Raw genomic sequence first — 26703 nt, forward strand, 5'->3', positions numbered from 1 at the left:
AATCATGACGGGAAGGCCGGGGGTGGTCTGCAACCGGCCAGCCTTCCGGGGTGCGGGATCAGATCTTGCCGACCAGGTCCAGCGAGGGCTTCAGGGTCTCGGCGCCTTCTTTCCACTTGGCGGGGCAGACTTCGCCCGGGTGCGAGGCCACGTACAGGGCAGCCTTGACCTTGCGCAGCAGTTCGCTGGCGTCACGGCCGATGCCGTTGTCGTGGATTTCGCAGACCTTGATCAGGCCTTCGGGGTCGATCAGGAAGGTGCCGCGCAGGGCCAGGCCTTCTTCTTCGATCAGCACGTCGAAGTTGCGGGCCAGCTGCGTGGTCGGGTCGCCCAGCATGGGGTACTTGACCTTCTTGATGGCGTCCGAGGTGTCGTGCCAGGCCTTGTGGGCGAAGTGCGTGTCGGTAGAGGCCGAGTAGACTTCCACGCCCAGTTTCTTGAACTCGTCATAGTGCTCGGCCAGGTCTTCCAGCTCGGTCGGGCAGACGAAGGTGAAGTCGGCGGGGTAGAAGCAGATGACGTTCCACTTGCCTTTCAGGGTCTCGTCGGTGACTTCGAAGAACTTGCCGTTCTGGAAGGCCTGGACCTTGAAGGGTTTGATCTGGGTGTTGATCAGAGACATGGGATTTCCTCTAGAGTGGGTGGCAGGACAGGGCCTGCCGATGGTGTCGGAAGCGGCCTTGCCGGAACTGCTCCCTGTCCCACGCCTGAAGACGGGACAGGGAGCAGTTCCCGGCGGGGAATCTGGCCAGACGGGGAAGGCGGAGCATCCGCACGTCCCGCCATGGCGGGCAGATTCTGGCGCTTCCTGGCCGGGCGGGCTGGGTGCCAGCGTGTCCGCGGCGGCCGATGCGTGAATGATCCGGGATTTCTGCTGTTAAGTAAATTGAATTTAACTAAATGTGGCTATAAGCGTAATCTATCGCCTGGAGGGCCGGGCAACGGCGGGAACAGACGCCGCCGTTACCCGGCATCATGGCTGATCCGTCAGCGTCGGTCAATCAAGGTTGTCGGGCTTGCTCTGGAAGACCGTGCCGTCCTTGGCGTCCACCTTCACGTCGAACACCTCGTTCCTGGGGGTGACCACCTCCACTTCGTAGTAGAGCCTTTCCTTCTTGAACTTCAGCTCGGCCTGGTTGGCCTTGCTGCCTGGATGGTGCTTTTCGGCCAGCGCGACGGCCTCCGGCAGCGACAGCTTGGCGTTGGACAGGTTGATGGCATCCTGGGGAATGCTCTCGGCCGAGGCCGAACCATGGGCAGCCAGGGCGGCCAGGCCGATCAGGACGGCGGCAACAGACGTTTTCCGGATCATGGGAGACCCTCCAGTGTTCAATGGTCTGATGAACGGGCCGGGGCAGGGCGCCCCAGGCCCGAATCCATCTTGCATGGAATGATCAGGCACTTCATGAACGACCAATGGTGGGGCGGGGTTATCGTTCGTGGGCGAGGTCTGGACGTCCTTGTACGGGGTGCGGCTTTCTCCCCGGGCCGCTATCGTCAGGGTTTTGAAGAGAGGCACGGCAGAGGGGCGCGGGCAGAGCGACACGGATGGATGGGCACAGGAAGAAGGGCGCGGGAAGAGGGACAAGGGATATCCCGCCCCCGGGAATGGGGCCGACAGATGCCCGGGAAGCTTGAAATATGTTAGATTCCTGCACCATGGATACACGCAAGGACTCCCTGCTGCTGGCTCTACTGCTGTTCGTCCCCTACGGGCGAAGGTAGTTTCGCGCGCATCCCTGCGATCCAGCTTCAACGGCCCGTATGCCTCCGGCAGCGGGCCGTTCGTTTTTTTGGCCCCTGCGTGGTTCGCATCGTTGCCGACTGCTCAACCCTTTCTTTGTCAGGAACGTTTTTCATGTTGCAACAGCCCGCTTCCAAATACCGCCCGTTCGCGCCCGTCGGCCTGAAGGATCGCACCTGGCCGGATGCCGTGCTGACCAAGGCGCCGATCTGGCTGAGTACCGATCTGCGCGACGGTAACCAGGCGCTGATCGAGCCCATGAGCGTCGAGCGCAAGCTGGAGATGTTCCAGCTGCTGGTGAACATCGGTTTCAAGGAGATCGAGGTGGGCTTTCCGTCGGCCTCGCAGACCGAGTTCAACTTCGTGCGCCGGCTGATCGAGGAGAACCTGATCCCGGACGATGTGAGCATCCAGGTGCTGACGCAGGCGCGCGAGTCGCTGATCCGCCGCACGATCGAGTCCCTGCAGGGGGTGAAGAAGGCCATCATCCACGTCTACAACGCCTGTGCGCCCGTCATGCGCAAGGTGGTGCTGGGGCTGGACGAGGACGGCATCGTCGAGATGGCGGTGAGTCAGACGAAGCTGGTCAAGCAGCTGGTGGCCGAGCATCCCGAGACCGAGTGGGGCTTCGAGTATTCGCCCGAGATGTTCTCGGACACCGAGCTGGACTTCTCCAAGCGGGTGGTAGACGCTGTGGTGGAGGCCTGGGGCGCCACGCCGCAGAACAAGTGCATCATCAACCTGCCCTCGACGGTGGAGCACTGCACGCCGAACGTCTTTGCCGACATGATCGAGTGGATGCATCGCAATCTGGCCAAGCGGGATTCGATCATCATGTCGGTGCATCCGCACAACGATCGGGGCACGGGCATTGCCGCGGCCGAACTGGCGCTGATGGCCGGGGCCGACCGGCTGGAAGGCTGCCTCTTCGGCAACGGCGAGCGCACGGGCAACTGCGACCTGGCCAACATCGCGCTGAACCTGTACACGCAGGGGGTCTCGCCGGGGCTGGACTTCTCCGACATCGACGAGATCCGCCGGGTGGTGGAGCACTGCAACCAGATCGCGGTGCACCCGCGCCACCCGTATGTGGGCGACCTGGTCTACACGTCCTTCTCGGGTTCGCACCAGGACGCCATCAAGAAGGCGTTTGCTGCCCGCAAGGAGGGCGACATCTGGGAGATGCCCTATCTGCCCATCGATCCGAAGGACCTGGGCCGCTCGTATGAGGCGGTGATCCGCGTCAACAGCCAGTCGGGCAAGGGTGGGGTGTCGTACCTGCTGGAGAACGAGTACGGGCTGGAGCTTCCGCGCCGGCTGCAGATCGAGTTCAGTCGGGTGGTGCAGCAAGAGATGGACGCCTCGGGCAAAGAGCTTCAGGCCAAGGACCTGTGGACGCTGTTCCGCAAGGAATACCGGCTGGACGAGATCGCTGCACCGAAGCAGCGGGCCATGTCCGAGACCGACGAGGCGGGCAACACCCGGGTGTCGCTGAAGGCCGACGTGCAGCTGGGCGGCCGGACGGTGAGCCTCCAGGGCGAGGGTACCGGTCCGGTGGATGCCTTCGTGGCCGGTCTCAACGCCACGGGCCTGGCCCAGGTGCGGGTGATGGACTACCGCGAGCACGCCATCGGTTCGGGCGCCAATGCTCAGGCGGTGGCCTACCTTGAGCTGAGAGTGGGCGATCACACCCTGTTCGGGGTGGGCATGGATGCCGACATCCTGACCGCGTCGCTGAAGGGGATTCTCTCCGGGCTGGCCCGAGCGGGGGTGTGAGCGGCATCGCGTGCCGCGGGGGCACGCAATCAGCCTGAATTCACGCCTGCTGCCTGTCGGCAAAGCTTACCGGCAGCAGGTGTGTAGTTCACGGATGACGATGCTTTGACCTGAGTTCAAGTCTTTCCGGCGGATGAGGGCGTATGATTCGTCATTAAAACAAGTTCGCATTATTGGCGGACATGTTTCAGAATCATCAACGTTGTTTTCCCTTTCCTTTTTTCCTCTGGAGACATCTCGTGATTGGCATCCTCAAGCCGGCGGCACACAAGCCCCTGCTGCCTGCGGACAAGATCGATCCGACCTACCGGCGGCTGCGCTGGCAGGTCTTTGCCGGCATCTTCTTCGGCTATGCCGCCTACTATTTCGTGCGGGGCAACTTCGACCTCGCCCAGAAGGGCCTGATCGACGCGGGCCTCTACAACAAGGCCGAGCTGGGTCAGATCGGTGCTGCTGCGGGTCTGGCCTACGGCATCTCGAAGTTCCTGATGGCGGCCGTTTCCGACCGCTCCAATCCGAAGGTGTTCCTGCCCATCGGCCTGCTGCTGTCGGGCCTGTGCATGACGCTGATGGGCCTGATGCCCTGGGCGACCTCAAGCGTGGCCATCGCCTTTGCGATGATCTTCATCAACGGCTGGTTCCAGGGCATGGGCTGGCCCCCGTGCGGCAAGACCATGGTGCACTGGTGGTCCAAGACCGAGCGCGGCTCGGTGGTGTCGGTCTGGAACACGGCCCACAACCTGGGCGGCATGGTGCCGGGCGCCATGGTGCTGCTGGCCGGTGCCGTCTACTTCAACACCCACGGGGTTGAGGCCACCAACAAGGACATCTGGCAGCAGGCGCTGTACTACCCGGGCATCGCGGCGATGATCATCGCGATTCCCATCTTCTTCATCATGAAGGATTCGCCGCAGTCCTGCGGGCTGCCGCCGATCGAGCAGTGGAAGAACGACTATCCGGACAACTACGACGCCAAGACGGCCGAGAAGGATCTGACCACCAAGGAAATCTTCGTCACCTACGTGCTGAAGAACCGCCTGCTGTGGTACATCGCGCTGGCCAACGTGTTCGTCTACCTCATTCGCTACGGTGTGCTGAAGTGGTCGCCGGTTTACCTGTCCGAAGTCAAGCATTTCAACTTCAAGGGCACGGCCTGGGCCTACACCATCTATGAGCTGGCTGCCATTCCGGGCACGCTGCTGTGCGGCTGGGTGTCGGACAAGGTGTTCAAGGGCAAGCGCGGCCTGACGGGCTTCATCTTCATGATCCTGACCACCGCTGCCGTGGTGGCCCTCTGGATGAACCCGGCCACGCCGGCTGACCAGGTGGCGCAATATGCGGACAAGCCCTGGTTCCAGAACCCGTACCAGCTGACCGACTTCGTGCTGATGACCACGGTGGGCTTCCTCATCTACGGTCCGGTGATGCTGATCGGTCTGCACGCGCTGGAGCTGGCCCCCAAGAAGGCCGCCGGCACGGCAGCAGGCTTCACGGGGCTGTTTGGCTACCTGGGTGGCACGACGGCCGCGGCAGCCGTGGTGGGCTGGGCTGCCCAGCACTACGGTTGGGACGGTGGTTTCTATGTGATGATTGGCGGGGGCGTGATTGCCGTGGTCCTGCTCTTCATCACGATGATCGAAGAGGGCCGCCACAAGGCGAAGATTCCCGAAAGCGAACGTCTGCAAAAGTGATCACAGGAGGTCATCAGCATGCAACGCAACAAGGCCATCGAACAGCTCAGGACCCACGGTGAATGGGATGTGGTGGTGATTGGCGGTGGTGCGACGGGCCTCGGGGTGGCGGTGGATGCCGCCACCCGCGGGTATTCCACCCTGCTGCTCGAAGCCCACGACTTTGCCAAGGGCACGTCCAGCCGGTCCACCAAGCTGGTGCATGGTGGCGTGCGCTACCTGGCCCAGGGCTATGTGGACCTGGTGCGCGAGGCGCTGCGCGAGCGTGGCCGTCTCTCGCACAATGCGCCGCACCTGTTCCGCAAGCAGGCTTTCATCATCCCGGGCGAAAAATGGTGGACGGCGCCGTACTACACCTTCGGCCTGTGGATGTATGACCGTCTCTCCGGCAAGCTGAGCATCGGCAAGACCCGCTATCTGGGCCAGGGCGATGCCCGCCGGCGTCTGAAGGGGGTGCGTGACGACAAGATCGGTGCCGGGGTCTGCTACTACGACGGCCAGTTCGACGACGCCCGTCTGGCGCTGTGCCTGGCACAGACGGCCACCGACCATGGTGCCACGGTGCTCAACTACTGCGCCGTCACGGCGTTGAAGAAGGGCGGCAATGGTCGTCTGGAAGGCGTGACGGCGAAGGACGAGCTGACCGGCGAGACCTTCGAGGTGAAGGCGAAGTGCGTGGTCAACGCCACCGGCGTGTTTGCCAACCCCATCCTGGGGATGGACGAGCCGCACGACAAGCCGCCCATCCTGCCCAGCCAGGGCATCCACCTGGTGCTGGACCGCGAGTTCCTGCCCGGCGAGGACGCCCTGATGGTGCCCAAGACATCGGACGGCCGCGTGCTGTTTGCCGTGCCCTGGCATGGCAAGGTGGTGGTGGGTACCACCGACACCCTGGTCAAGGATCCGTCTTACGAGCCGCTGCCGCTGGAACAGGAAATCGAGTTCATCCTGAACACGTCGCGCGACTATCTCACGAAGGCCCCCACCCGGGCCGACGTGCGCAGCGTCTACGTGGGGCTGCGCCCGCTGGCCGCACCCAAGGACGAGGGCAAGTCCACCAAGGAAGTGTCGCGCAGCCACAAGGTGGAGGTCAGCCACTCCGGCATGGTCAACATCTTCGGCGGCAAGTGGACCACCTACCGCCAGATGGCCGAGGACGGCGTGGATGCCGCCATCGGTGCCGGGCTGCTGCCAGCCAAACCCTGCCGCACGCAGGAACTGCGCCTGCACGGCTACATCGACGACAAGCAGCACATGGACGACACGCCGCTGACGCTGTACGGCAGTGACGCCATGGCCATCGGCAGGCTGATCGCCGCAGAGCCGAAGCTGGCCGACCGCATCCACCCCGCCTACCCCTTCACCTTCGCCCAGGTGCAGTGGGCCATCGATGAAGAGGTTGCCCAGTCGCTGGAAGACGTGCTGGCACGGCGCATCCGGCTGCTGTTCCTGGACGCCAAGGCGGCCGAGGCTGCAGCGCCTGCGGTGGCTGCATTCATGGCCCCCCGGCTGGGCTGGAGCGAGGAGCGCCAAAAGGCCGAGCTGGACAACTTCGTCAAGCTCACGAAGCAGTATCGGCTGGTGGCCTGATCGCCAGCCGGCGTGCGGTGAAAGCCGCACGCCACCGGGCGGTGATGCCGCCCGTTCCGCCCCCTTGTGGGGTTTCACAGGACGCCCGGGTGCCGTATGGCCCGGGCGTTCTGCTTTTCATCGGGCGCCGGGCACCCGGGATGGGCCGGTCGTCCCGTCGGGCTGGGGTGTCGCCCGTTTCTGCGTCATCATCTGCCGGATTTGTCACGGTTTTTCAGTAAGGGCGGACGGCAGGCCCTATACTCGGCGCTGCACTGCGGGCGCAGGGACGGCGTGCTGGCCTGCCGTCGGGTGGGGCATTTCCGCCCTTTCAGGAAGGATGCGATGGCCGGGGATTGTCATCGTCGCATCCGGCTGCGCCGTTGCATGAATGCTCTGGTACGTTGTGCTTTCCTGCTGCACGGGTCTGCCGTGCGCCGATGTCATGAAGAAAATCGTTTTGGACAGGTGGTTGGGCCTGGCGACCGTGCTGGCCCTGGCAGGTGGCGCGTCCGTGGCGCAGGCTGCCGGCCTTCGCTCGGGGAACTTTCCGGGCCTGCAGGCGGGCGGCGACATGTCGGCATGGCGCCTGGCGGCCGATGATTCGACCCAAGCCCCGGAAGCTGGCCAGACCGGCGCTTCCGCGTCTTCCTCGTCTTCCGGGCAGGAAGCAGCCCCGGCAGATCAGGCCTCGGGTACGACTGCCGCCGGGAAATCGGCCGAGGCAGAGCGCAAATCCGGCGGAGTTTCGGAGCTGCTGGAACACAACAACTACCGCTTCGACATTGATGCGCCGTCGAGCTTTGTCAGCACCATCCGTGACAGCACGCTGGTGGGCCGCTGGCAGCATCGCAAGGATTACGACCCGGTGCAGTTCGACGGTCTGGTGTCCAAGCTGCATGACGAGGTGCTGGCCATTGTCCAGGCCGAAGGGTACTTCGAGCCACGCATCGAGATCGATGCCGAGGAGCCCGACCGCGTGAAGCTCACGCTCAAGCCTGGCAACCGCACCAAGGTCAGCGAGCTGGACATCCAGATCGAAGGGCAGGGCACGCAGAACCGGGCGTTGGCCAACGTGAAGCGTCGCTTCGGCATGGCCGTGGGTGATCCCTTCGTGAGCAGCAACTGGCAGAGTGGCAAGTCGGCGCTCATCGATGCCATGAAGCGGCAGGGCTACCTGCGCGCCCGCATTGCCCGCAGCACCGCGCAGGTGGATGCCGCGGCGGCCAAGGCGCGGCTGACGGTCGTGGTGGATTCGGGCGACCGCATTGCCTTCGGCAAGGTGGAGGTCCAGGGCCTGTCGCGCTATCCGGAGAAGATCATCACCGATCTGCAGCCCTTCCATGAAGGGGACGCCTACACGGATGCCGCGCTGCAGACTTTCCAGGAGCGGCTGCGTGAGGCGGGGTACTTCAGTTCAGTCAGTGCGGTGCCCGACACGCTGGCGCTGCAGGAAGATCCGTCGCTGAAAGCGGTGCCCATCCGCCTGGTCGTGGAGGAGCTCAAGCGCCATCGGCTGGTCTATGGTCTGGGCTACAGCACCGACGACGGCTTCCGTGGCCAGGTAGGCTTTCAGGACCGTAGCCTGTTCGGGCTGCAGATGGAGGCCTCGCTGGTGATGTCGGAGCGCCGTCAACGAGCGTTCACCAACTTCCGAACGCCCTATGACGCTGAGGACCGCTACTACGGGTTCGGTGGACGTGTCGAGCGTGAGGACGAGAAAGGTGTCGTCACGTTCAACAGCAACGCCTACGTGGGCTATGGCCAGCGCGAGCGCGACATTGAGGCGTTCACCTCGCTGCAGCTGCAGCAGGAAGAGATCCACTTCCGGCAGTCCGGGCAGCGGGATGGCGTGAAGGCGCTGGTGCTGGGCAAGGCCTGGACGCTGCAGCGCTTCGATTCGCAGCTCAACCCCTCGCGCGGCTACGGCGTCAAGTTCGAGATCTCGGGGGCCAGCAAGCACGCGCTGAGTGATGCCACCTTCACCCGTTTCTACACCAGCATGGTGGGCTTCAAGCCGCTGTCGAAGAATTCGCCCGTCTGGCGCAACGGCACCTTCATCGGTCGCGTGGAGTTCGGCGTGGTCAATGCGGGCAGCCGCTTCGGCATCCCCAGCGAGAACCTGTTCCGGGCAGGGGGCATCGGCTCGCTGCGCGGATATGGCTACCGATCGCTGGGCCTGAACGTCAACAACTCGGTGATCGGCCAGCGCTATCTGGCCATCGGCTCGCTGGAATACCAGCACCGCATCACCGAGATGCTGTCGCTGGGCGTGTTCTATGACTACGGCAACGTCACCGATGCCTGGCGCAGCTTCGATGCCGTCTCGGGCTACGGTGCAGGCCTGCAGGTGCGAACGCCCGTGGGGCCGGTGAAGCTGGATCTGGCCTATGGCCAGGCCATCCATCGCTACCGGGTGCATTTCTCCATTGGATTCAGCTTCTGATCATGGAAGACACGAAGACGACCCCCGATCGACGCGAGCATTCCCTGTGGCGCGCGATCTTTCGCTGGAGCGTGCGCATCCTGCTGCTGGTCATGGGGCTGGTGCTGGCGGCGCTGCTGTGGCTGGGCAGCGAAAGCGGCCTGACCCAGGCGCTGTCCTGGGCGCAGCAGTTTCTGGCCCGCAATGGCCAGGCGCTGGCGTTTGACCGACTGCAGGGCAACCTGTGGCGCGGCATCCGTTTCGGGCGCGTGGAATGGCGTGGCTTCGACACGGCGGTCAAGGGCACTGATCTGCAGCTGCGCTGGTCGCTGCGCGCACTGCTGCGTGGCAAGGGACTGGTGCATCAGCTGGAGGCCGGGACACTGGTCATCCAGGTGCCGCCCGGTGACCCGGACAAGCCGCGCACCGACACCGACATGCCCGGCGATTTTGGCCTGCCGTTTCCGCTGGAGATCCGCAAGCTGGCCGTCGGGCGACTGGAGATCCAGCCGCCTGCGGTCAATGGCAAGGATGCCGAGCCCTACGTGGTGCTGACCGACATCGATGGGACAGCCGAATATGCCGTGGGGCAGTACCGGATCAAGACGCTGGCGCTGACCAGCCCCTGGGGGCAGGTGCGCTCGGCCACGGCCCAGATGGAGGGTGCGCCGCCGCACCGTCTGAAGGGCGTGATCCAGGCCAATGGCCAGGCCCAGCAGTGGCCGTATGACGCCACCCTGACCGTCGATGGCGACCTGGCCAGACTGCCGGCCACCCTTCAGGGGCAGCTGGCTGATGGCATGGCCGACATCCAGGCCGTGGTGAAGCCGTTGGGCCGGATGCCGGTGGAGCGTCTGCACGCTCGCCTGGCCGATACCAACCTGATGCGCTTCACTGCCCTGGGCAAGCTGCCCGAGACCGGCATGGACCTGGACCTCGACATCGATCCGGCGCCCGGCAAGAAGGAAACGTGGCAGGGACTCATCCGGCTGGCCAACCGCCGGGCGGGCACGCTGGAGGGCAACCGCATTCCGCTGCGCTCGCTGCAGAGCGGCATCGTCTTCCGCATTCCGCCCACGGCTCAGTGGGAGCACCTCTACGTCGCCCTCAACGACCTGGCCATCGGCCTGCCGGTGAGCGTGCAGCAGGCTGACGCCGGGGGCGTGGCAGAAGTGCCGGCCAACGCGAAACCGGGCAATGGCTCCGGCAAGGGCCAGGCTCCCCAGAAACCGCAGGCCGCCCAGCCCGTGACCATCGCTGCCAAGGGCGAAGCCCGCATCGAGGGGCGGCTGGAAAGCTGGTTGGCCCAGTCGATGGCCATTCCGGGGACCACGCTGCCCCGCCTGAAAAGTGACCTGAAGCTGACCGGACTGGATCTGGCCCCGCTCTGGCAGGGCCTGCCCCGGACGGCCCTGGGCGGACAGGTGAAGGTGGATGGCCAGCAGTTCCTGGTGGATCTGTCGCAGCGCGCCGAACAGATGCGCTCCCTGTTGCCGGCTGACCTGAAGAAACTGGCGGCCGATGCGCAGGTGAAGCTGGCCGGCACGCTGGACCCGCGCTGGCTGAAACTGAACGAAGGGCGGGTTGCACTGGGTGAGACGCTGCTGACGGCCAGCGGCCAGGCGGCCGTCAGTGCCCCGTGGGATCTGAACCTGCGCGGAACGGCCCGCCGGCTGGACCTGGCGCAATGGTTGCCGGCCACGCTGCCCGTTGACCCGGCCTGGCGTGAGGGGATGCTGGGCGCGGACTGGTCCGTCGAAGGGCGCCTGATGTCGCCTGGCCAGAAGGCCACGGTGGGGCTGGATCTGGTGGAAAGCCGCGTGGCCGGCCAGCCGCTGACCGGCGGCCTGCACGGCAAGGCCGAGCTGGATGCCCAGTGGCAGCCGCTGTCGCTGAAGGACATCGACCTGAAGCTGGCCCATGGCACGGCCAACCGCATCCAGGCCAAGGGGGCACTGGGCGCCCCGCAGGACCGGCTGGATGTCGGTGTGAAGCTTAACGACCTGTCGGCATTGGATCGCCGCGCTGCAGGCAGCATGAATCTGGATGGCCACCTGAGCGGGCGCTTTCAGGATCTGAGCGCCAAGGCCTCGGCGCGCGCCAGCGGTGTGGACTGGACGATCCTGGATGAGGCGGGCAAGCCGAACCGTCTGAGCCTGAAGGACCTGAAGCTGGATCTGACGGCGCCGCTGGCGCTGCAGGCGAAGTCGCGGCAGGACACGCCCGTGGAGCTGACGCTGTCTGCCCGTCAGCTGGGCTCGGGCACCGACGTGCTGGATGCGCTGAACCTGAGCCTGCACGGCACGCCGAGCCAGCATCAGCTGGCTGCCGCCGCCCGGCAGGGCAAGGACCGGCTGCAGCTGCGCCTGCAAGGCGCGCTGTCGCTGCCGCGTACCGGTCCCAGCTATCGGGCCAGTGTGGAAACCCTGGACCTGAGCGGCCGTACCGCCGTGCGCCTGGTCGACCCGGCACCGCTGGCGGTGGACGGCAGTCGCCTGACGCTGTCGGATTTCCGGCTGGCAGCGCTGGACGGACACATTGACCTGAAGCGCCTGCTGCTGGACTGGAGCGGCCCGCTCAAGTACGAGACGCGCGGCAGCCTGGACGATCTGGCCCCGTTGCGGCTGCATCAGCTGCTGGGCGTGGATGAGCAGAAGAACCTGGACGCGCTGAAGGACGTGCGCATTGCCGGTCAATGGCAGTTGCGTGGCCAGGGGGCGCAGGCCCTGTACGGTGACGTGCAGGCCGGCATCCGTGAGCAGGTGCCTGCCGGGCGCAGGAAGCGCCTGGGGCTGCGCGACAACAACGGTCTGACCTTGCGCTTCGATGAGCGCAAGCTCAACGGCAAGGTGAATCTGGACATCGTGTCGCTGGAGCTGGTCAACCTGTTCACCGGCCCCGACATGGCCGTCGACGGTTCGCTGAAGGTCGATGGCACGGTGGCCGGCACGCTGGATGCGCCGCTGGTGGACCTGGGTGTCACGGGCAAGGACCTGTCCGTGCTGCAGCGCTCGGCTGGCATGCGCCTTTCCGGAGGCGAGCTGGATGCGCACCTGAGCGGTCATGGCCTGCAGATCAATCGGCTCAAGTTCCATGCCGGCCAGGGCAGCCTGCAGCTGAAGGGCGCGGCCCGTCTGGTGGATCGCGGCAACATGAAGGCCGCTCTGGCCACCCAGGATGCCGCCTGGGCTGCCGCACTCACGAAGCCGCCCAAGGCAGGTAGCCCCAAGCCCTCGCTGCTGCCGATGGACGGCGTCTTTGACGTGCGGGCCGACCATTTCCTGGTTCCGATCGGGCCGGGTCAGCGGGTGACCCTCTCGGGCGTGACCCGTCTGACCAGCGGCCCGGCAGGCCTGATCCTGGTCGGTGACATGAAAGTCGACGAGGGACTGATCGAGCTGGCGGGGTCTTCTGCCCCCACTCTGCCTGGTGACGTGCGGGTTTCCGGCGAGCAGATCCCCCAGGACCTGCCCGAGGAAAAGGACGCGGAAGCCAGCCTGCGCATCGCCAGCGATCTGGAAGTGGAGCTGGGTGACAAGCTGAAGATCAACGGCATGGGGGCCGAAGCCCGACTGGGCGGCAAGTTGCAGGTTGGCGGCTTCCTGCCGGCCGATCCGCAGCTGACCGGCGTGGTCAACATCGTGGACGGCAGCTATCAGGCCTATGGCCAGAACCTCAAGTTCACCAAGGGCCTGATCCGCTTCACCGGTCCGGTGGACAATCCGTCGCTGGACATTGAGGCCAAGCGGCCGTACCTGCCGGTGGAAGTGGGCATTTCCATCACCGGGCAGGCAAGCAACCCGCGGATCTCGCTCATCTCCAAGCCCTCCATGTCGGAGACCAACAAACTGTCCTGGCTGGTGCTGGGCGTGCCGCCTGACGAGGCCGGAGGGGCTGCCCAGGTCCTGGCCCTGCAGCAGGCAGGCACCATGCTGCTGGGCAACGACAATGGCGTGCGCTCGCCCTCCATTGCCGAGCGGCTGGGTCTGGACGTGCTGAACTACGGCTATGCGTCCAACACCGGCGTGGATTCAGGCATCCAGGAGAGCATGACGCCCAAGGGCCTGGTGGGCTCGAGCAGCAGCAGCAACGCCGATGCGACCGAAACCGGCGTGGTGTCGCTGGGCAAGCGCATCAACGACCGCCTCTTCGTCAGTTACGAGAAGGGCGTGCGCGGCGTCTGGAACCTGCTGCGCATCCAGTACACCCTGGGCAAGGGCTACGTGCTGCGCGCCCAGACCGGCAGCGACAACTCGCTGGACGTGCTGCGCTCGCGCAGCTTCGACTGAGGCCAGGGGCGGGCCGGGCATCATCGTCCAGCCCGCCCTCTGATCCTCTGCTGAGAGATGCGCCCCCTTCGGGGCAGGCCCTCGCAGGGCCATGTACCATGCTCAATGAGCCTGCATCAGGCGCGGAGCATTCCCAGAAAGCGTTTCCTGAAAGCAGATGCCTGAAGAAGTAAGTGCGCAATCACTTAATTCCATGGCATTCCTGTGCCTCCGTGCTGGCAAACCGCCGGCATCGGTTCATAATGTCGGCCTTCCACTCCTGCGGGCTGGCGCGCCTCTGCGTTGCCCGTCATCTGTTGCCGGGTGCTGCCCGGGTCATACATGAAATCGAAAGCATTCAGCGAAGAAGAGGTTCTGACCGTCCATCACTGGACCGATCGTCTGTTCAGTTTCACCACCACGCGTGACGAGGCGCTGCGCTTCAAGAACGGCCATTTCACGATGATCGGCCTGCCGCCGAAAGAGGGCGAGCGGCCGCTGCTGCGTGCCTACAGTATCGCCAGCGCCAACTACGAGGAGCAGCTGGAGTTCCTCAGCATCAAGGTGCCCGATGGTCCGCTGACCTCCAAGCTGCAGCACATCAAGCCCGGTGACAAGGTCATCGTCGGTCGCAAGCCCACCGGCACGCTGGTGACCGACTACCTGCTGCCTGGCAAGCGTCTGTGGCTGCTGGCCACCGGTACCGGCCTGGCCCCCTTCCTCAGCATCACGCGCGACCCCGAGACCTACGAGCGCTATGACCAGGTGATCCTGGTGCACGGCGTGCGTCAGGTGAACGAACTGGCCTACTACGACCTGTTCACCAAGGAGCTGCCGGAGCACGAATACCTGGGCGAGCTGATCAAGGGCAAGCTGCTGTACTACCCCACCGTGACCCGCGAGCCCTTCCGCAACCAGGGCCGCATCACCACCCTCATCGAGAACGGCAAGCTCAACGCTGACCTGGGCCTGCCGCCCTTCAACCGCGAGGAAGACCGCATCATGATCTGCGGCAGCCCCGAGATGCTGCGCGATCTGAAGGACATGTTCGAGAAGCGCGGCTTCGTCGAGGGCAACACCTCCACCCCGGGTGACTTCGTCATCGAGCGGGCCTTTGCCGAGCAGTGATCCTGCCCCGCACGGCGCCATGAGGTGCTCCGACGACCCTGCGTCGGCACCTCATGGCGTGCACCCTCCGGCGCCTTCCCTCATGCCGGATGAAGACGATGCCGATATCGTCAGACAGCCTTTCCCATCCGGCCACGCCCTCCTGATGTGGCCGGGATGGCACTGAGCCCACTCTTTCACCGCCCCGCCGACCCCTTTCCGACGGACGGTCGTGCAGCATCCACGCAACGTGGATGTTTTTGGAAAACCCTTTGCCCGCGGGCACTTGGCGCGTGTTCCTGCAAGGCGTGCAGAACTGTTGGCCATGCCGTTTGGCGTTCGCGCAACACCTTCCATGGTGTCTCATGGCATTTGAAGGCGCTACATATTGTGTCCGCGGGGTGGACGAACCCCATATCTTGGGTACAATGCGCTTCATCGAGGTTCCCGGGAGATCATCCCCGGGATGAAAAGGGAAGCCGGTGCGCATCCGGGAAGGTCGCCTCAAGGCCTTTCGCTCAGGGTGCAATGCCGGCGCTGCCCCCGCAACTGTAGGCGGTGAGCAAGGCTGGAAGGGGTCCGCACGGACTCTTCCTGAACCACTGGACCCATGGGGTCTGGGAAGGTTCCAGCCACGCAAGGACCCGCAAGCCAGGAGACCTGCCCCGATAGCCGCCGAAAGGCCGCCCATCTTCATGGCGGCAGTGCCTTTCGGCATGGATGACAACCCTGCGGTGGGCAGGAGCGGGTCATGGTGGATGGCGCCTGTCTGCGCGCGTCCGCCCGGACTGCTGCCGGCCCTTCGCTCCCCGTCTGAAGGAAATCCGGCCCATGACCGTCACCGTCTACTCCAAACCCGCCTGCGTTCAGTGCACCGCCACCACCCGTGCGCTGGATGCCCGTGGCATTGCCTACCAGCTGGTCGACCTGACCCAGGATGCCGTCGCCATGGCCCAGGTGCTGGCCATGGGCTACCGCCAGGCCCCCGTGGTCGTGGCCGGCGAAGCCCACTGGACCGGTTTTCGTCCTGACATGATCGGCCGCCTGGCCTGATATCCGCCATGGCGGTGCTGGTCTATTACTCCTCGGCCTCGGGCAACACCGAGCGCTTCATGCACAAGCTGGGCCTGCCGGCCATGCGCATTCCGGTGGATGAGTCCGCCCCGATGCCCGAGCCGAACGCGCCCTTCGTGCTGATCTCGCCCACCTACGCCGATGGCGAGGGGCACGGCGCCGTGGCCCGGCAGGTGATCCGCTTCCTGAACGATCCGGATCGCCGCCGTCTGCTGCGGGGGGTGATTGCCAGCGGCAACCGCAATTTCGGCACGACGTTTGCCCACGCCGGTCGGGTGATTGGCGACAAGTGTGGCGTGCCGGTGCTGTACCGCTTCGAGCTGGCCGGCACCGAGCTGGATGTGGTGCGAGTGCGTGAAGGCCTGGAGCGATTCTGGGCCAGTCTGGATGAGGTCGAGCCTGTCTGAATGCCAACACTTCATGGGCGCAGCCGCATGGGCGAAGGTGCCATGCGGACGCCATGACGGATAGGGCCGGACAGGGCCGATGGGACATGAAGGAAAGGGTGGGTGAGGGCGAAAAGGCCCCCGGTCGCCCATGATTGATGCAGGGAGAGAACATGACGGCTGCAAGCAGCTACGAAGCTTCCGATACGGGCGTGTCGGATGACGACAAACCGGGGCTGGACTACCACGCGCTGAACGCGATGCTGAACCTGTACGACGCGGACGGGAACATCCAGTTCGAGGCCGATCGTCGTGCGGCGCGCCAGTACTTCCTGCAGCACGTCAACCAGAACACGGTGTTCTTCCACAACCTGGATGAGAAGCTGCGCTATCTGGTGGACGAAGGCTATTACGATGCCGAAGTGCTTGACCAGTACTCGCGCAATTTCCAGCGCCATATCTGGGACGAGGCCTACAGCCGGAAGTTCCGCTTCCCCACCTTCCTGGGGGCCTTCAAGTACTACACCTCCTACACGCTGAAAACGCGCAACGGCCAGCGTTATCTGGAGCGCTTCGAAGATCGTGTGGTGATGGTGGCACTGACGCTGGCACGCGGCGACGAGCAGCTGGCGCTGCGTTTCATGGACGAGATCATCGGCGGTCGATTCCAGCCGGCTACGCCCACCTTCCTAAACGCCGGCAAGAAGAGCCGGGGTGAGCTGATCTCGTGCTTCCTGCTGCGCGTGGAAGACAACATGGAGAGCATCGGGCGTGCCATCAATTCGGCACTGCAGCTCTCCAAGCGGGGCGGTGGCGTGGCGCTGATGCTTACCAACCTGCGTGAGCTGGGAGCGCCCATCAAGGGTATCGAGAACCAGTCCTCCGGCGTGGTTCCGGTGATGAAGCTGCTGGAAGATTCGTTCTCGTATGCCAACCAGCTGGGTGCGCGGCAGGGCGCCGGTGCGGTGTACCTGAATGCCCACCATCCGGACATCCTGCGCTTCCTGGACACCAAGCGCGAGAATGCCGACGAGAAGATCCGCATCAAGACGCTGTCGCTGGGCGTGGTGATTCCGGACGTGACCTTCGAGCTGGCCAAGCGCAATGCCGACATGTACCTGTTCTCGCCGCATGACGTGGAAAAGGTCTACGGCAAGGCTTTCTCGGAAATTTCCGTCACCGAGAAATACGACGAGATGGTGGGGGACAAGCGCATCCGCAAGAAGAAGATCAACGCCCGCGAGTTCTTCCAGACGCTGGCCGAGATCCAGTTCGAGAGCGGCTATCCCTACATCATGTTCGAGGACACGGTGAACGCGGCCAACCCCATCGAGGGGCGCATCACCATGTCCAACCTGTGTTCGGAAATCCTGCAGGTCAACGAGGCGTCCACCTTCAACGATGATCTGAGCTATCGCCATCTGGGCACCGACATTTCCTGCAACCTGGGGTCGCTGAACATTGCAGCTGCCATGGATGGCCCGGATCTGGGCGCAACGGTGGAAGCGGCGGTGCGCGCGCTGACGGCCGTCTCGGAAATGTCGGCCATCGACAGCGTGCCTTCGGTGCGGCGTGGCAACGACGAGGCCCATGCGGTGGGACTGGGGCAGATGAACCTGCACGGCTTCCTGGCGCGTGAGCGCATTCATTACGGCAGCCCGGAAGGCATTGATTTCACCCGCGTGTACTTTGCCACGGTGGCCTACCACGCGCTGCGCGCTTCCAACCTGCTGGCCCAGGAAAAAGGCAGCACCTTCGTGGGGTTTGATCGGTCGAAGTACGCCGACGGCAGCTTCTTCGAGAAATACGTGACGCGCGACTGGCTGCCCGAGACCGAAACGGTACGGGAGCTGTTTGCGCGGATGGACGTGACGCTGCCCACGCGTGAGGACTGGGCAGCGTTGCGCGAGGCGGTGATGAAGCACGGTCTTTACAACCGCAACCTTCAGGCCGTGCCGCCTACGGGCTCCATCAGCTACATCAACCATTCCACGTCATCCATCCATCCGATCGTCTCGAAGGTGGAGATCCGCAAGGAAAGCAAGATCGGGCGCGTGTACTACCCGGCACCGTTCATGACGAACGACAACCTGGAGTACTACCGGGATGCCTACGAGATCGGTCCGGAACCGCTGATCGACACCTATGCCGCGGCCACCGAGCATGTGGACCAGGGCCTGTCGCTCACGCTCTTCTTCCCGTCGGACGCCACCACGCGCGACATCAACCGGGCACAGATCTACGCCTGGAAGAAGGGCATCAAGACCATCTATTACGTGCGGCTGCGCCAGGCGGTGCTGGAAGGGACCGAGGTGCAGGGTTGCGTGTCCTGCGCATTGTGAGCGCCGCCGTGCGCCGCGAAGGGAAGCCTTCGCGGTGACGGAGGGTGGACGGAACAGGAAAAGGGGCCATGGCCCGACAAGAACAGGTGATTGACATGTCGAACAAGGAAAAGGCGCGGAAGGTGCCGCTGGCCATCAACTGGAACCGGCTGCAGGACGAGAAGGATCTGGAGGTATGGAACCGGCTGACGGCGAACTTCTGGCTGCCGGAAAAGGTGCCCCTGTCCAATGATGTGCAGAGCTGGGCCACGCTGCGCGAGGAGGAGCAGACGCTGACGATCCGGGTGTTCACCGGGCTGACGCTGCTGGACACCATCCAGAACACGGTGGGTGCGCCCTCGATGATGCCGGATGCGCAGACACCGCACGAGGAGGCGGTGCTGACCAACATCGCCTTCATGGAAGCGGTGCATGCGCGCAGCTATTCGTCGATCTTCTCGACCCTGTGTTCCACCCGGGAAGTGGACGAGGCTTTCCGATGGTCGGAAGAGAATCCGCAGCTGCAGGCCAAGGCGCGGCTGATCCTGGAAGAGTATGACGCCGCGTCCGATCCCCTGCAGCGCAAGATCGCCAGCGTGTTCCTGGAGAGCTTCCTGTTCTATTCGGGCTTCTATCTGCCCATGTACTGGTCAAGCCGCGGCAAGCTCACCAACACCGCAGACCTCATCCGTCTCATCATCCGCGATGAGGCGGTGCATGGCTACTACATCGGCTACAAGTTCCAGCGTGCGCTGGCCCGGCTGCCGGAAGCCGATCAGGCGCGTCTGAAGGATTTCGCGTTCTCGCTGCTCTTCGAGCTGTATGAAGTCGAGGCGCTCTACACCGAGGAACTCTACGACCGCATCGGCCTGACCGAGGACGTGAAGGCCTTCCTGCACTACAACGCCAACAAGGCGCTGCAGAACCTGGGTTACGAGGCACTGTTCCCGCCCGCGGCGTGCGAGGTCAATCCCGCCATCCTGTCGGCACTGTCGCCCGACAGCGAGAACCATGACTTCTTCTCGGGCAGTGGTTCGTCCTACGTCATCGGCAAGGCGGTGGCCACCGAGGATGAGGACTGGGATTTCTGAACTTTGCTTTTCGGTCCGGTTCCTGCGTCGATGCGATTTCTGCGCCTGAGACCCGGACCCTGCCGGAATCCCGTTCGCCCTTCATGACCGGGATTCCGTTTGCCACGCTTGCGTGGACTGTTGCTGGTGCGGGCCAGGTAGTGCCGCCAGTCCAGTCATGGTCGACAGCCTCTCCTTGAGTTAGGTATAGTCCGTCAAGGGAGCGAGAGGAGCACGCCATGACCACCAATTTCTTCACCCATGCGCGTCTGGCGCATGGCTACTGGCGGGCGCACGAATGGGGGCTGGATGATCAAGGCTTCCTGCGCATGATCCATCAGGCGCTGGCGCTGGGCATTCGGGTCTTCGACCATGCCGCCTGTTATGGGGGCTTCACCACCGAGGAGATGTTCGGACGCGGGCTGGCGCTGGAGCCTTCACTGCGCGAACAGATGTGCATCGTCAGCAAGTGCGGCATCCTGTTTCCCAACAAGGCGCTGCCGTGGATGAAGGCCAAGCATTACGACAATTCCAGAAAGCACATCGTCTGGTCGGCCGAGCGTTCGGTGCGAAGCCTGCAGTGCGGTTATCTGGATCTGCTGCTCATCCATCGTCCCTCGCCGTGCGCCAATCCGGAAGAGATTGCAGGGGCGTTCGATGAGCTGCGCCGGCGGGGGCTGGTGCGGCGCTTCGGGGTGTCCAATTTCCCGGTGCCCAAGTTCCGGATGCTGCAATCGTATCTGGCCGAGCCCCTGCTGACGAACCAGATCGAGGCCTCGCCGCTGCATCTGAATGCCTTCGATGACGGGACGATCGATCTGGCCTTGCGGATGCGCATCCGGCCGATGGCGTGGTCACCGCTGGCCGGCGGGCGGCTCTTCGATGCGACGGATGCCCGCAGCGTGCGGGTGGCCGAGGCCCTGCGGGCGGTGGGTGCGCCGCAGGGTGAGGAACGGCTGGACGTACTGGCGCTGGCCTGGCTGATGGCGCATCCGGCGTCCATCATGCCGGTGGTGGGCTCGGGCAACCCGGCTCGGCTGCGGGCTGCCGCCGAGGCGGTGCGCGTGAAGTTCTCCGAGGCGGACTGGATCAGTGTCTATGCTGCCTCGCAGGGGCACGAGGTGCCCTAGTCACTGTGTCGCCTGACCCTTCCGGTTCAGCAGCTGGCGGCGACGGGTCTTGATGCCCAGGCGTTTGGTGCCAATCCAGATGCCGGTAGCCGAAAGGGCCAGGCCGCCCACGGCCAGCACGAGCATGAGGATGTCCCAGAGCGGACGGCGGTGCAGTAGTGGCACCAGATCCCAGCTGTGCATGAGGAAGAACAGCCATCGTTCGACGCGCTTATGCTGGTTGAGCGTGTTCAGGACGGTGCCTGTGGCGGGATCGAGCTGAACCCAGGTCCGGTCGGGGTCGTCGAACTGCACGCGCCAGAACGGCAGGGGCTGAGGGTCGCCGCCACCCATCATGGTGTGGTCGGCGCGGGTGTAGTAGTAGAAGTCATATTCCTTCAGCTGCTCGATCCGGGGCGGGTGATCCGGCGTCAGGGCGTTGAGTGCGGCCGTCAGGTCCTGTTCTTTTACCTGGGTCGGCTTGCCGGTGACGGCATCCAGAACATGTGGGGTGCCGGTGGCCCCCAGAGCGAGGACCGTCGGCTTGCCCAGAATGGTTCTCCACTGCAGTTCGCGGACATCGCCCAGACCGTCACGGTGTGCAGACTCCAGAAGCACATGGGGAATCATGGGGGCCTGTGCCGGGTCCAGCTGCAGGCTGCTGATGCTTTCGGTTTCCAGGGCGGCGTGGGGGCTCTTGAACAGGCCCCACGGGCGCATGGACATGAGCCCGCTGAAGATCCAGGTGAGGGTGGTCAGCGCAAAGAAGAGGCCCACGATGTGATGCCAGCGCATGACGCCGGGCTGGAACGGCGAGCGCGAACCGCTGCGGTAGGGGCGCGAGAAACGCCAGCGCAGGATGCCGACAATGCCGCCGGTGAGCGCCACCAGAACCCCGATGGTGGCCAGCCAGATGACGATGGTGGGCCACCAGGCGTCGAAGCTGCCGCCCCGGAACATGTACAGCCAGTGCAGCCACGTGCCCACGTAGTCGAGGGCGCGTTCGGTGTGGGGCGCGTCGCGCACCACTTCACCGGTGGTGCCGGCGATGTAGAGCAGCGTCCGGTCGGCGTCGGGCAGCTGCACCTTGTGCAGCGGACGGTAGGGGTCCAGGCTGCGGCTGTGGGTGTGGGGGTCCTCGTCGATGGTGCCTTCGTAGGTGAGTGCCGGCTGGGCCTGGTCCGGCTTTGACGTCGGGGCACTTTCGGATGTCGGATGGCCATCGTGCTGCAGGTAGGTCCGTGCGCTGGCCAGGACCACGTCCTGGGTGGCTGCTGGCAGCCGGCGTCCGGTGTGGGCATCCACGGCAACCGCCGTCTCTTCGTCATCCGGCCCGCTCTGCAGCAGGGCGGTGTAGATGGGCTGGCCGGCGCGGCTGGCGGTCAGCCGAAGATCGGACACGGGGCCATTGATGCCTGCCATGCCGAAGGCCTGGCGCGGGGACAGCAACGGTGCGTCGGCATCCAGCGTGGGCAGGTGCTGCAGCCGTTCGGCATGGGTGAGCTTGGGATAGCCCACGTACATCATCACCATGCCGGAGACGAACCAGGTCAGAAAGAACAGACAGAGGCCGATGCCCAGCCAGCGGTGGGTAAGCAGCAGCCAGCGTTTGATGGGAATGTTCATGGGGGCAATGGGGCGAATGGGGTGAATGTCGAGACCCGTGGGTGATCGCCAGGGCCTGCATGAAGGGGGCAGGAGTCTGCCGGCCCCCGGCCCGGGGGCCGGGGGAATGACCGAAGGCTGCTTGTGTCAGAAGCGATGGTCGATGGTGAACAGCACGCGACGTGATTCGCCGACGAACCACTGTTTCTCGTTGTAGTAGACGGTGCTGTAGTAGTGGCGGTTGAAGATGTTGTGCCCATGCAGCGCCAGGGTGGTGGCGTCGGAGGGCTGCCATTTCAGGGCCACATCCGCCGTGGTGTAGGCGGGCAGCGTCAGGTCGTTGGCCCGGTTGGCGTAGCGCTTGCCGACGTGGCGGGCACCGCCGGACAGCGTCCATTGCGGGTGCATCTGCCAGCTCAGCCACAGGTTGGCCAGTCGTTCGGGCACATCGGGCGGGGTCTTGCCATTGCGCGAGACGATGGCCCCATCGACGGCGTCGTTGAAGTCGTCGTAACGGGCACGCAGGAAGGTGGCGTCCGCGTCGAGCCTCAAGGTGGAGGACAGTGCCAGCGACAGGGTGCCTTCGATGCCGCGAGAGCTCTGCTTGCCGACCTGGATGCTGTTCTCGGGGTTGGCCGGGTCACGGCTCTGCAGGTTGTGCTTGGTGATGTTGTAGGCGGCCAGGGTCCATTCGCCACGCTGCTGGGGCAGCGACTGCTTGATGCCCACTTCGATCTGGCGGCCGATGGTCATGTCGGCCTTGGCGCCGCTGGCGCTCATCATCAGCGGGGAGGTGGAGGGGTCGGCGGCCCGGCTGTGCTGCGCGTAGACGGACAGGGTCGGGGTCAGCGCATAGACAGCGCCCAGGCGGTGGCCGGTGCTGTTCCAGGTGCGGCTGAAGACGCGGTTCCCGGTGATCAGGTCGTCACGGCGGATGCGGGCGCGGTCATGGCGCAGGCCTGCCACGAGCGACAGCTGCCCGGTGACGGCCAGCCGATCCTCGACAAACAGGGCGTACTGGTCGGCGGTGTTCCGGTAGCGGGGAATGAAGGGGAGATCGCTGTCGAAGAAGCCTGTCTCGGGAGACAGCAGGCTGACATAGCGCGGGTTGCCGGTGTAGGTGTTGTTGTCGTGCTGCAGGCTGCTGTGATTGAGGTCGAAGCCTGCCGAGACGGCGTTGTCCATGCCCAGCAGCTTGCCCTCGAAGGTCACGTCGGTGGTGTTGCCCGTCTGCTTCTGGTGGTGGCGGATGGCGGTGTCACCGGCCAGGCGGATCTGCTGGCGGGCCGCATCCCAGGTGTAGTTCTCGGCGTCGAACCACAGGCGATTGCTGCGGATGTGATAGAGGCGGCTGCGCACGGCGATGTTGTCGCCGGGGGAACCCTGCAGCGTCAGTTCGCTCCAGTGGTCACGGAAGGTGATGCGGGCGTCCTGGACGTTGTAGTTGGTGCGGTGCAGGGCTTCCAGCGGCTTTCCGTCGATCAGCGGGACGCCGAAGTAGCGCATGGGCTTGTGGCGGCCTTCGGCGTGGCTCAGCTGCAATTGCCAGCGGGGCAGGAACTGCCATTGCAGGGCACCGGTCAGACCCTGGCTGCTGTGCTTGCCGCGGTCCACCCAGCCGTCACCGCGTTCGATGCTGGCGTCGAGCCGGTAGGCCAGGTGTTCGCTGATCGAACCGCTGCTGTCGAAGTCCAGCGACCGCTGGCCCCGGTTGCCGATGCCCGCGCGGACTTCGTGACGGATTGCGCCGTGGCGCGGCTTGCGCGGGATGACGTTGACGACGCCGCCGATGGCGCCATCACCGTCGACGACGGAGGCCGGGCCCCGGAGGACTTCGATCCGTTCGACGGCCCAGGCGTGGAAGGGATAGCTGACGCCGAGGCCGCCGTACTGGCGCACGCCGTCGTAGAGCTGCATGACGGAGCTGCTTCCGGTGAAACCCCGCACCGAGAGGTCGCTGCCGCTGTTGCCCGGATGGGCCAGACTGCTGAAGCCGGGCGCGCGTGCGGTGGCTTCGTTGACGGTAGTGTCGCCGCGTGCATCGATCCGTTCGCGGGAGATCACGTCGACGCTGGCCGGGGTGTTCTGGATGGACAACCCCAGGCGGGATCCGGCAGATGCGGCCTGTTGAAGTCCTTCCTGCTGGGCCGGGCGCACGGTGACGGGATCCAGGGACTGGATGGCGTGCGCTGGCAGGACGGGCAGCAACAGCAGCGCGGGCATGACGAAGGGTTTGATGGGAAGACGCGGAATGCTCATGATGGGCTCTGCCGAAAGGCAAGGTACCGGCGCACGGGCAGGGGGCGGCCGGTGGGGGCAAGGATGACTGCGCGACGGGGATCGGTCGCTGCGGGGGATCGCTTCGTGCCGCGATCAGGCAGGCATCAATGCGGCAGGGGGTCCGCGAGAGTCGTAGTGGAGGGTGAGGCCAGCCGTGTGGCCATGCGTGGTGACGGCGTGCAGGACGTGCCGCCATGCCGTGGAAGAAGGAAAGACCTGCGCCGGTGCCAGGGCCAGCATGGGGCTGGACAGGCAGAACGGGCAACAGCGTGCGTCTGCGGGTGGGGCGGAAGGGTCATCGGAATCGTCGGTCGAGAGGACGATTCGGGTGAAGCCGCCATTGCCGTGACAGAGGATGACGGTTTCGACATCGCCGGCCGGGATGCGCTGCACCAGCGGCGACAGCAGGGAAGACGCGAGGGCCACGAGCAGCCACGCCAGGATGGCGGTGTGGAATCTCGATGGGCGCCTGCGGAAGTCCATGAACGGCTTGTTGTTGGCGTTGACTGTCTCTGTATGTGATTATGTATCAGGGTGCCAACGATACGCCGGAGGAGCCGGATTTTCTTGCAATTGAATTGTTTTGGCTCAAATGTGAAGGACTTTGATGCGGTCACTGCTGCTTTCGGCGCAGCAGCCGCCAGCGGCGGGTCTTGATGTGCAGGCGATGACCGGCGATCCAGATGCCGGTGGCGGACAGAGCCAGGCCGCCCGCAGCCAGCACGAGCATCACGATGTCCCACAGGGGCCGGTTCTGCAGCAGCGGCAGCCAGTCCCAGCTGTGCAGCAGGGCAAAGAGCCAGCGTTCGGCACGCTGGTAGCTGTCCATTTCGTTCAGGACCTGGCCGGTGGTGGGGTCGATGTGCAGCCAGGTCTGGTTGGGATCATCGTAGCGCACGCGCCAGATGGGCAGCGGATGTGGCTTGCGCCCGCCGCCCATGGTGTGCTCGGCACGACTGTAGTAGTAGAAGTCGTCCTGCCGGAGGATGTCGATGCGTGGCGGGTAGCCGGGCTGCAGCGTGAAGAGGGCGCTTCGGAGGCGTTCCGGCTCCAGGGTGTAGGGCTTGCCGGTGCGGGCCGACAGCAGGAGGGACTGGTCCGCATTCCCGGGGGGCACCTCGTGTGTCCGGACGGCCTTCACCCGTGTCTTGCCCAGGAGGGTGTGCCATTGCAGTTCACGCACGGGCGTGGTGGTGCTGGCGAGCAGGGCTTGCGGGGTGGCGGTGGCGTGTGATGGCTGGATGTCCGGGCTGCTGATTCTCCGGGCGTCGATGATGCTGTCATCGGCCTCGAAGATGTCCCAGGGGTTCATGGACATCAGGCCGCTGAAGATCCAGGTGAAGGTGGTCAGCGCAAAGATCAGGCCGAGGATGTGGTGCCAGCGCAGTGCGCCGGGGGCGAAGGGCGAGCGGGAGCCGCTGCGGTAGGGGCGGGAGAAGCGCCAGCGGATGATGCCGGACAGGAAGCCGCTGATGACGGACACGATGCCGATGACGGAGAGCCAGATGATCAGCTCGGTCCAGTCGATGGCCGTGTCGCGGAACAGGTAGAGCCAGTGCAGCCAGGCGCCCAGGTAGTTGAAACCCCGTTCCAGCCGCGGGGCGTCGCGCACCACTTCGCCGGTGGTGCCGGAAATGTAGAGCAGTGTCTGGTCGGCGTCGGGCAGCAGCACCTTGTGCAGCGGCCGGTGCAGGTCCATGGCCTTGCTGTGGGTGTGGGCGTCTTCGACCGTGATGCCCTGATACAGGGGTTTGCCTGGCGTGTCTTGCGCGGTGGCGGGGGATGGCTGCCGGGGGCTGGTTGCAGGCCGGATGGTGGATGATGACGTGGGCGACAGGCCACCCTGTTCCAGATAGATTTGCGCGCTGGCCAGAGCCGTGGCGGGATCGGTGGGGGGCAACAGGGCGCCGGTGCGGGCATCGAGGGCCACCAGGCGAGGCTCGGGCCGGGGGGCGTCCGGTGCGGACAGGGTGTCAGTGCGGATCTGAGCGATGTAGACGGGCAGTCCGGCGCGGGCGTTGGCCAGCCGAAGGTCGGTGACGGTGCCGTGGATGCCGGCCTTTCGGAAGGCGTCGGCGGGTGAGAGCAGGGGCTGGCTGGCTTCCAGCGGCGGCAGATGTTCAAGCCGTTCCTGCCAGGTGAGCTTGGGATGGCCCACGTACATCATCACCACGCCCGACAGGAACCACAGGAAGAACAGCAGGCATGTGCCGATGCCCAGCCAGCGGTGGCCGAGCAGGATCCAGCGTTTGATGCGGGAGAGGTTCATCGTCGTCCA

17 protein-coding genes and 1 riboswitch are annotated in these 26703 nt (G+C 64.9%); of the genes, 11 read left to right on the forward strand and 6 right to left on the reverse strand.

Annotated features, from left to right (window positions below):
* Window positions 1-58: 58 nt before the first annotated feature.
* Both ahpC and EL249_RS03380 read right to left on the reverse strand, forming a co-directional pair.
* Window positions 59-622, reverse strand: a complete 564-nt coding sequence (ahpC, locus tag EL249_RS03375) for an alkyl hydroperoxide reductase subunit C (RefSeq protein ID WP_005674343.1) — start codon at window positions 620-622, stop codon at window positions 59-61.
* A 375-nt stretch (window positions 623-997) separates the two neighbouring features.
* Window positions 998-1312 (reverse strand): PepSY domain-containing protein, encoded by a 315-nt coding sequence (locus tag EL249_RS03380; protein WP_005674342.1) that lies wholly within the window; start codon window positions 1310-1312, stop codon window positions 998-1000.
* A gap of 546 nt (window positions 1313-1858) precedes the next feature.
* Between EL249_RS03380 and leuA the strand changes: the two genes are divergently transcribed.
* The 11 genes from leuA (at window position 1859) to EL249_RS03435 (ending at window position 20561) form a co-directional block, all read left to right on the forward strand.
* Window positions 1859-3520, forward strand: coding sequence for a 2-isopropylmalate synthase (gene leuA / locus EL249_RS03385; RefSeq protein ID WP_005674340.1), 1662 nt, complete (start codon window positions 1859-1861; stop codon window positions 3518-3520).
* Window positions 3521-3759: 239 nt separating this feature from the next.
* Window positions 3760-5211 carry a glycerol-3-phosphate transporter gene (gene glpT / locus EL249_RS03390; RefSeq protein ID WP_005674339.1) on the forward strand — a complete coding sequence of 484 codons (1452 nt, stop codon included), beginning with the start codon at window positions 3760-3762 and terminating at the stop codon, window positions 5209-5211.
* Window positions 5212-5229: 18 nt separating this feature from the next.
* Window positions 5230-6801: a glycerol-3-phosphate dehydrogenase/oxidase gene (locus tag EL249_RS03395; RefSeq protein ID WP_005674338.1), complete on the forward strand. Its 1572-nt coding sequence runs from the start codon at window positions 5230-5232 to the stop codon at window positions 6799-6801.
* 439 nt (window positions 6802-7240) lie between these two features.
* Complete coding sequence (locus tag EL249_RS03400; RefSeq protein ID WP_169311693.1) at window positions 7241-9226, forward strand: autotransporter assembly complex protein TamA; 1986 nt, start codon at window positions 7241-7243, stop codon at window positions 9224-9226.
* 2 nt (window positions 9227-9228) lie between these two features.
* Window positions 9229-13494, forward strand: coding sequence for a translocation/assembly module TamB domain-containing protein (locus EL249_RS03405; RefSeq protein ID WP_005674335.1), 4266 nt, complete (start codon window positions 9229-9231; stop codon window positions 13492-13494).
* Window positions 13495-13815: 321 nt separating this feature from the next.
* Complete coding sequence (locus EL249_RS03410) at window positions 13816-14601, forward strand: ferredoxin--NADP reductase (protein ID WP_040530077.1); 786 nt, start codon at window positions 13816-13818, stop codon at window positions 14599-14601.
* Window positions 14602-15004: 403 nt separating this feature from the next.
* A riboswitch (cobalamin riboswitch) is annotated at window positions 15005-15262 on the forward strand.
* 149 nt (window positions 15263-15411) lie between these two features.
* Window positions 15412-15633, forward strand: a complete 222-nt coding sequence (nrdH, locus tag EL249_RS03415; RefSeq protein ID WP_005674332.1) for a glutaredoxin-like protein NrdH — start codon at window positions 15412-15414, stop codon at window positions 15631-15633.
* 8 nt (window positions 15634-15641) lie between these two features.
* A complete protein-coding gene (gene nrdI, locus EL249_RS03420) occupies window positions 15642-16061 on the forward strand; it encodes a class Ib ribonucleoside-diphosphate reductase assembly flavoprotein NrdI (RefSeq protein WP_005674331.1) in 420 nt (139 codons plus the stop codon).
* Between the two features lie 152 nt (window positions 16062-16213).
* Window positions 16214-18382 (forward strand): class 1b ribonucleoside-diphosphate reductase subunit alpha, encoded by a 2169-nt coding sequence (gene nrdE, locus EL249_RS03425; RefSeq protein WP_083799636.1) that lies wholly within the window; start codon window positions 16214-16216, stop codon window positions 18380-18382.
* A gap of 68 nt (window positions 18383-18450) precedes the next feature.
* Entirely contained in the window at window positions 18451-19452 is a 1002-nt protein-coding gene (gene nrdF, locus EL249_RS03430) for a class 1b ribonucleoside-diphosphate reductase subunit beta (protein WP_005674329.1), read from the forward strand.
* Between the two features lie 218 nt (window positions 19453-19670).
* On the forward strand, window positions 19671-20561 hold the full coding sequence (locus EL249_RS03435) for an aldo/keto reductase (RefSeq protein WP_005674328.1): 891 nt from the start codon (window positions 19671-19673) through the stop codon (window positions 20559-20561).
* Here EL249_RS03435 and EL249_RS03440 read toward each other — a convergent pair whose 3' ends face one another.
* The 4 genes from EL249_RS03440 to EL249_RS03455 form a co-directional block, all read right to left on the reverse strand.
* Window positions 20562-22166, reverse strand: a complete 1605-nt coding sequence (locus EL249_RS03440) for a PepSY domain-containing protein (RefSeq protein ID WP_005674327.1) — start codon at window positions 22164-22166, stop codon at window positions 20562-20564.
* Between the two features lie 126 nt (window positions 22167-22292).
* Complete coding sequence (locus tag EL249_RS03445; RefSeq protein WP_005674326.1) at window positions 22293-24404, reverse strand: TonB-dependent receptor; 2112 nt, start codon at window positions 24402-24404, stop codon at window positions 22293-22295.
* A 114-nt stretch (window positions 24405-24518) separates the two neighbouring features.
* Window positions 24519-24908, reverse strand: a complete 390-nt coding sequence (locus EL249_RS03450) for a DUF2946 family protein (protein WP_005674325.1) — start codon at window positions 24906-24908, stop codon at window positions 24519-24521.
* Window positions 24909-25038: 130 nt separating this feature from the next.
* Window positions 25039-26694, reverse strand: coding sequence for a PepSY domain-containing protein (locus tag EL249_RS03455; protein ID WP_005674324.1), 1656 nt, complete (start codon window positions 26692-26694; stop codon window positions 25039-25041).
* Window positions 26695-26703: the final 9 nt, after the last annotated feature.

The organism is Lautropia mirabilis, assembly GCF_900637555.1.
GTDB classification, from domain to species: domain Bacteria; phylum Pseudomonadota; class Gammaproteobacteria; order Burkholderiales; family Burkholderiaceae_E; genus Lautropia; species Lautropia mirabilis.

Excerpts from the sequence above, each read along its gene's own strand:
- ahpC (WP_005674343.1), bottom strand. The coding sequence starts at position 622 with ATGTCTCTGATCAACACCCAGATCAAACCCTTCAAGGTCCAGGCCTTC.
- EL249_RS03380 (WP_005674342.1), bottom strand. The coding sequence starts at position 1,312 with ATGATCCGGAAAACGTCTGTTGCCGCCGTCCTGATCGGCCTGGCCGCC.
- leuA (WP_005674340.1), top strand. The coding sequence starts at position 1,859 with ATGTTGCAACAGCCCGCTTCCAAATACCGCCCGTTCGCGCCCGTCGGC.
- EL249_RS03395 (WP_005674338.1), top strand. The coding sequence starts at position 5,230 with ATGCAACGCAACAAGGCCATCGAACAGCTCAGGACCCACGGTGAATGG.
- EL249_RS03405 (WP_005674335.1), top strand. The coding sequence starts at position 9,229 with ATGGAAGACACGAAGACGACCCCCGATCGACGCGAGCATTCCCTGTGG.
- EL249_RS03410 (WP_040530077.1), top strand. The coding sequence starts at position 13,816 with ATGAAATCGAAAGCATTCAGCGAAGAAGAGGTTCTGACCGTCCATCAC.
- nrdH (WP_005674332.1), top strand. The coding sequence starts at position 15,412 with ATGACCGTCACCGTCTACTCCAAACCCGCCTGCGTTCAGTGCACCGCC.
- nrdI (WP_005674331.1), top strand. The coding sequence starts at position 15,642 with ATGGCGGTGCTGGTCTATTACTCCTCGGCCTCGGGCAACACCGAGCGC.
- nrdE (WP_083799636.1), top strand. The coding sequence starts at position 16,214 with ATGACGGCTGCAAGCAGCTACGAAGCTTCCGATACGGGCGTGTCGGAT.
- nrdF (WP_005674329.1), top strand. The coding sequence starts at position 18,451 with ATGGCCCGACAAGAACAGGTGATTGACATGTCGAACAAGGAAAAGGCG.
- EL249_RS03435 (WP_005674328.1), top strand. The coding sequence starts at position 19,671 with ATGACCACCAATTTCTTCACCCATGCGCGTCTGGCGCATGGCTACTGG.
- EL249_RS03440 (WP_005674327.1), bottom strand. The coding sequence starts at position 22,166 with ATGAACATTCCCATCAAACGCTGGCTGCTGCTTACCCACCGCTGGCTG.
- EL249_RS03445 (WP_005674326.1), bottom strand. The coding sequence starts at position 24,404 with ATGAGCATTCCGCGTCTTCCCATCAAACCCTTCGTCATGCCCGCGCTG.
- EL249_RS03450 (WP_005674325.1), bottom strand. The coding sequence starts at position 24,908 with ATGGACTTCCGCAGGCGCCCATCGAGATTCCACACCGCCATCCTGGCG.
- EL249_RS03455 (WP_005674324.1), bottom strand. The coding sequence starts at position 26,694 with ATGAACCTCTCCCGCATCAAACGCTGGATCCTGCTCGGCCACCGCTGG.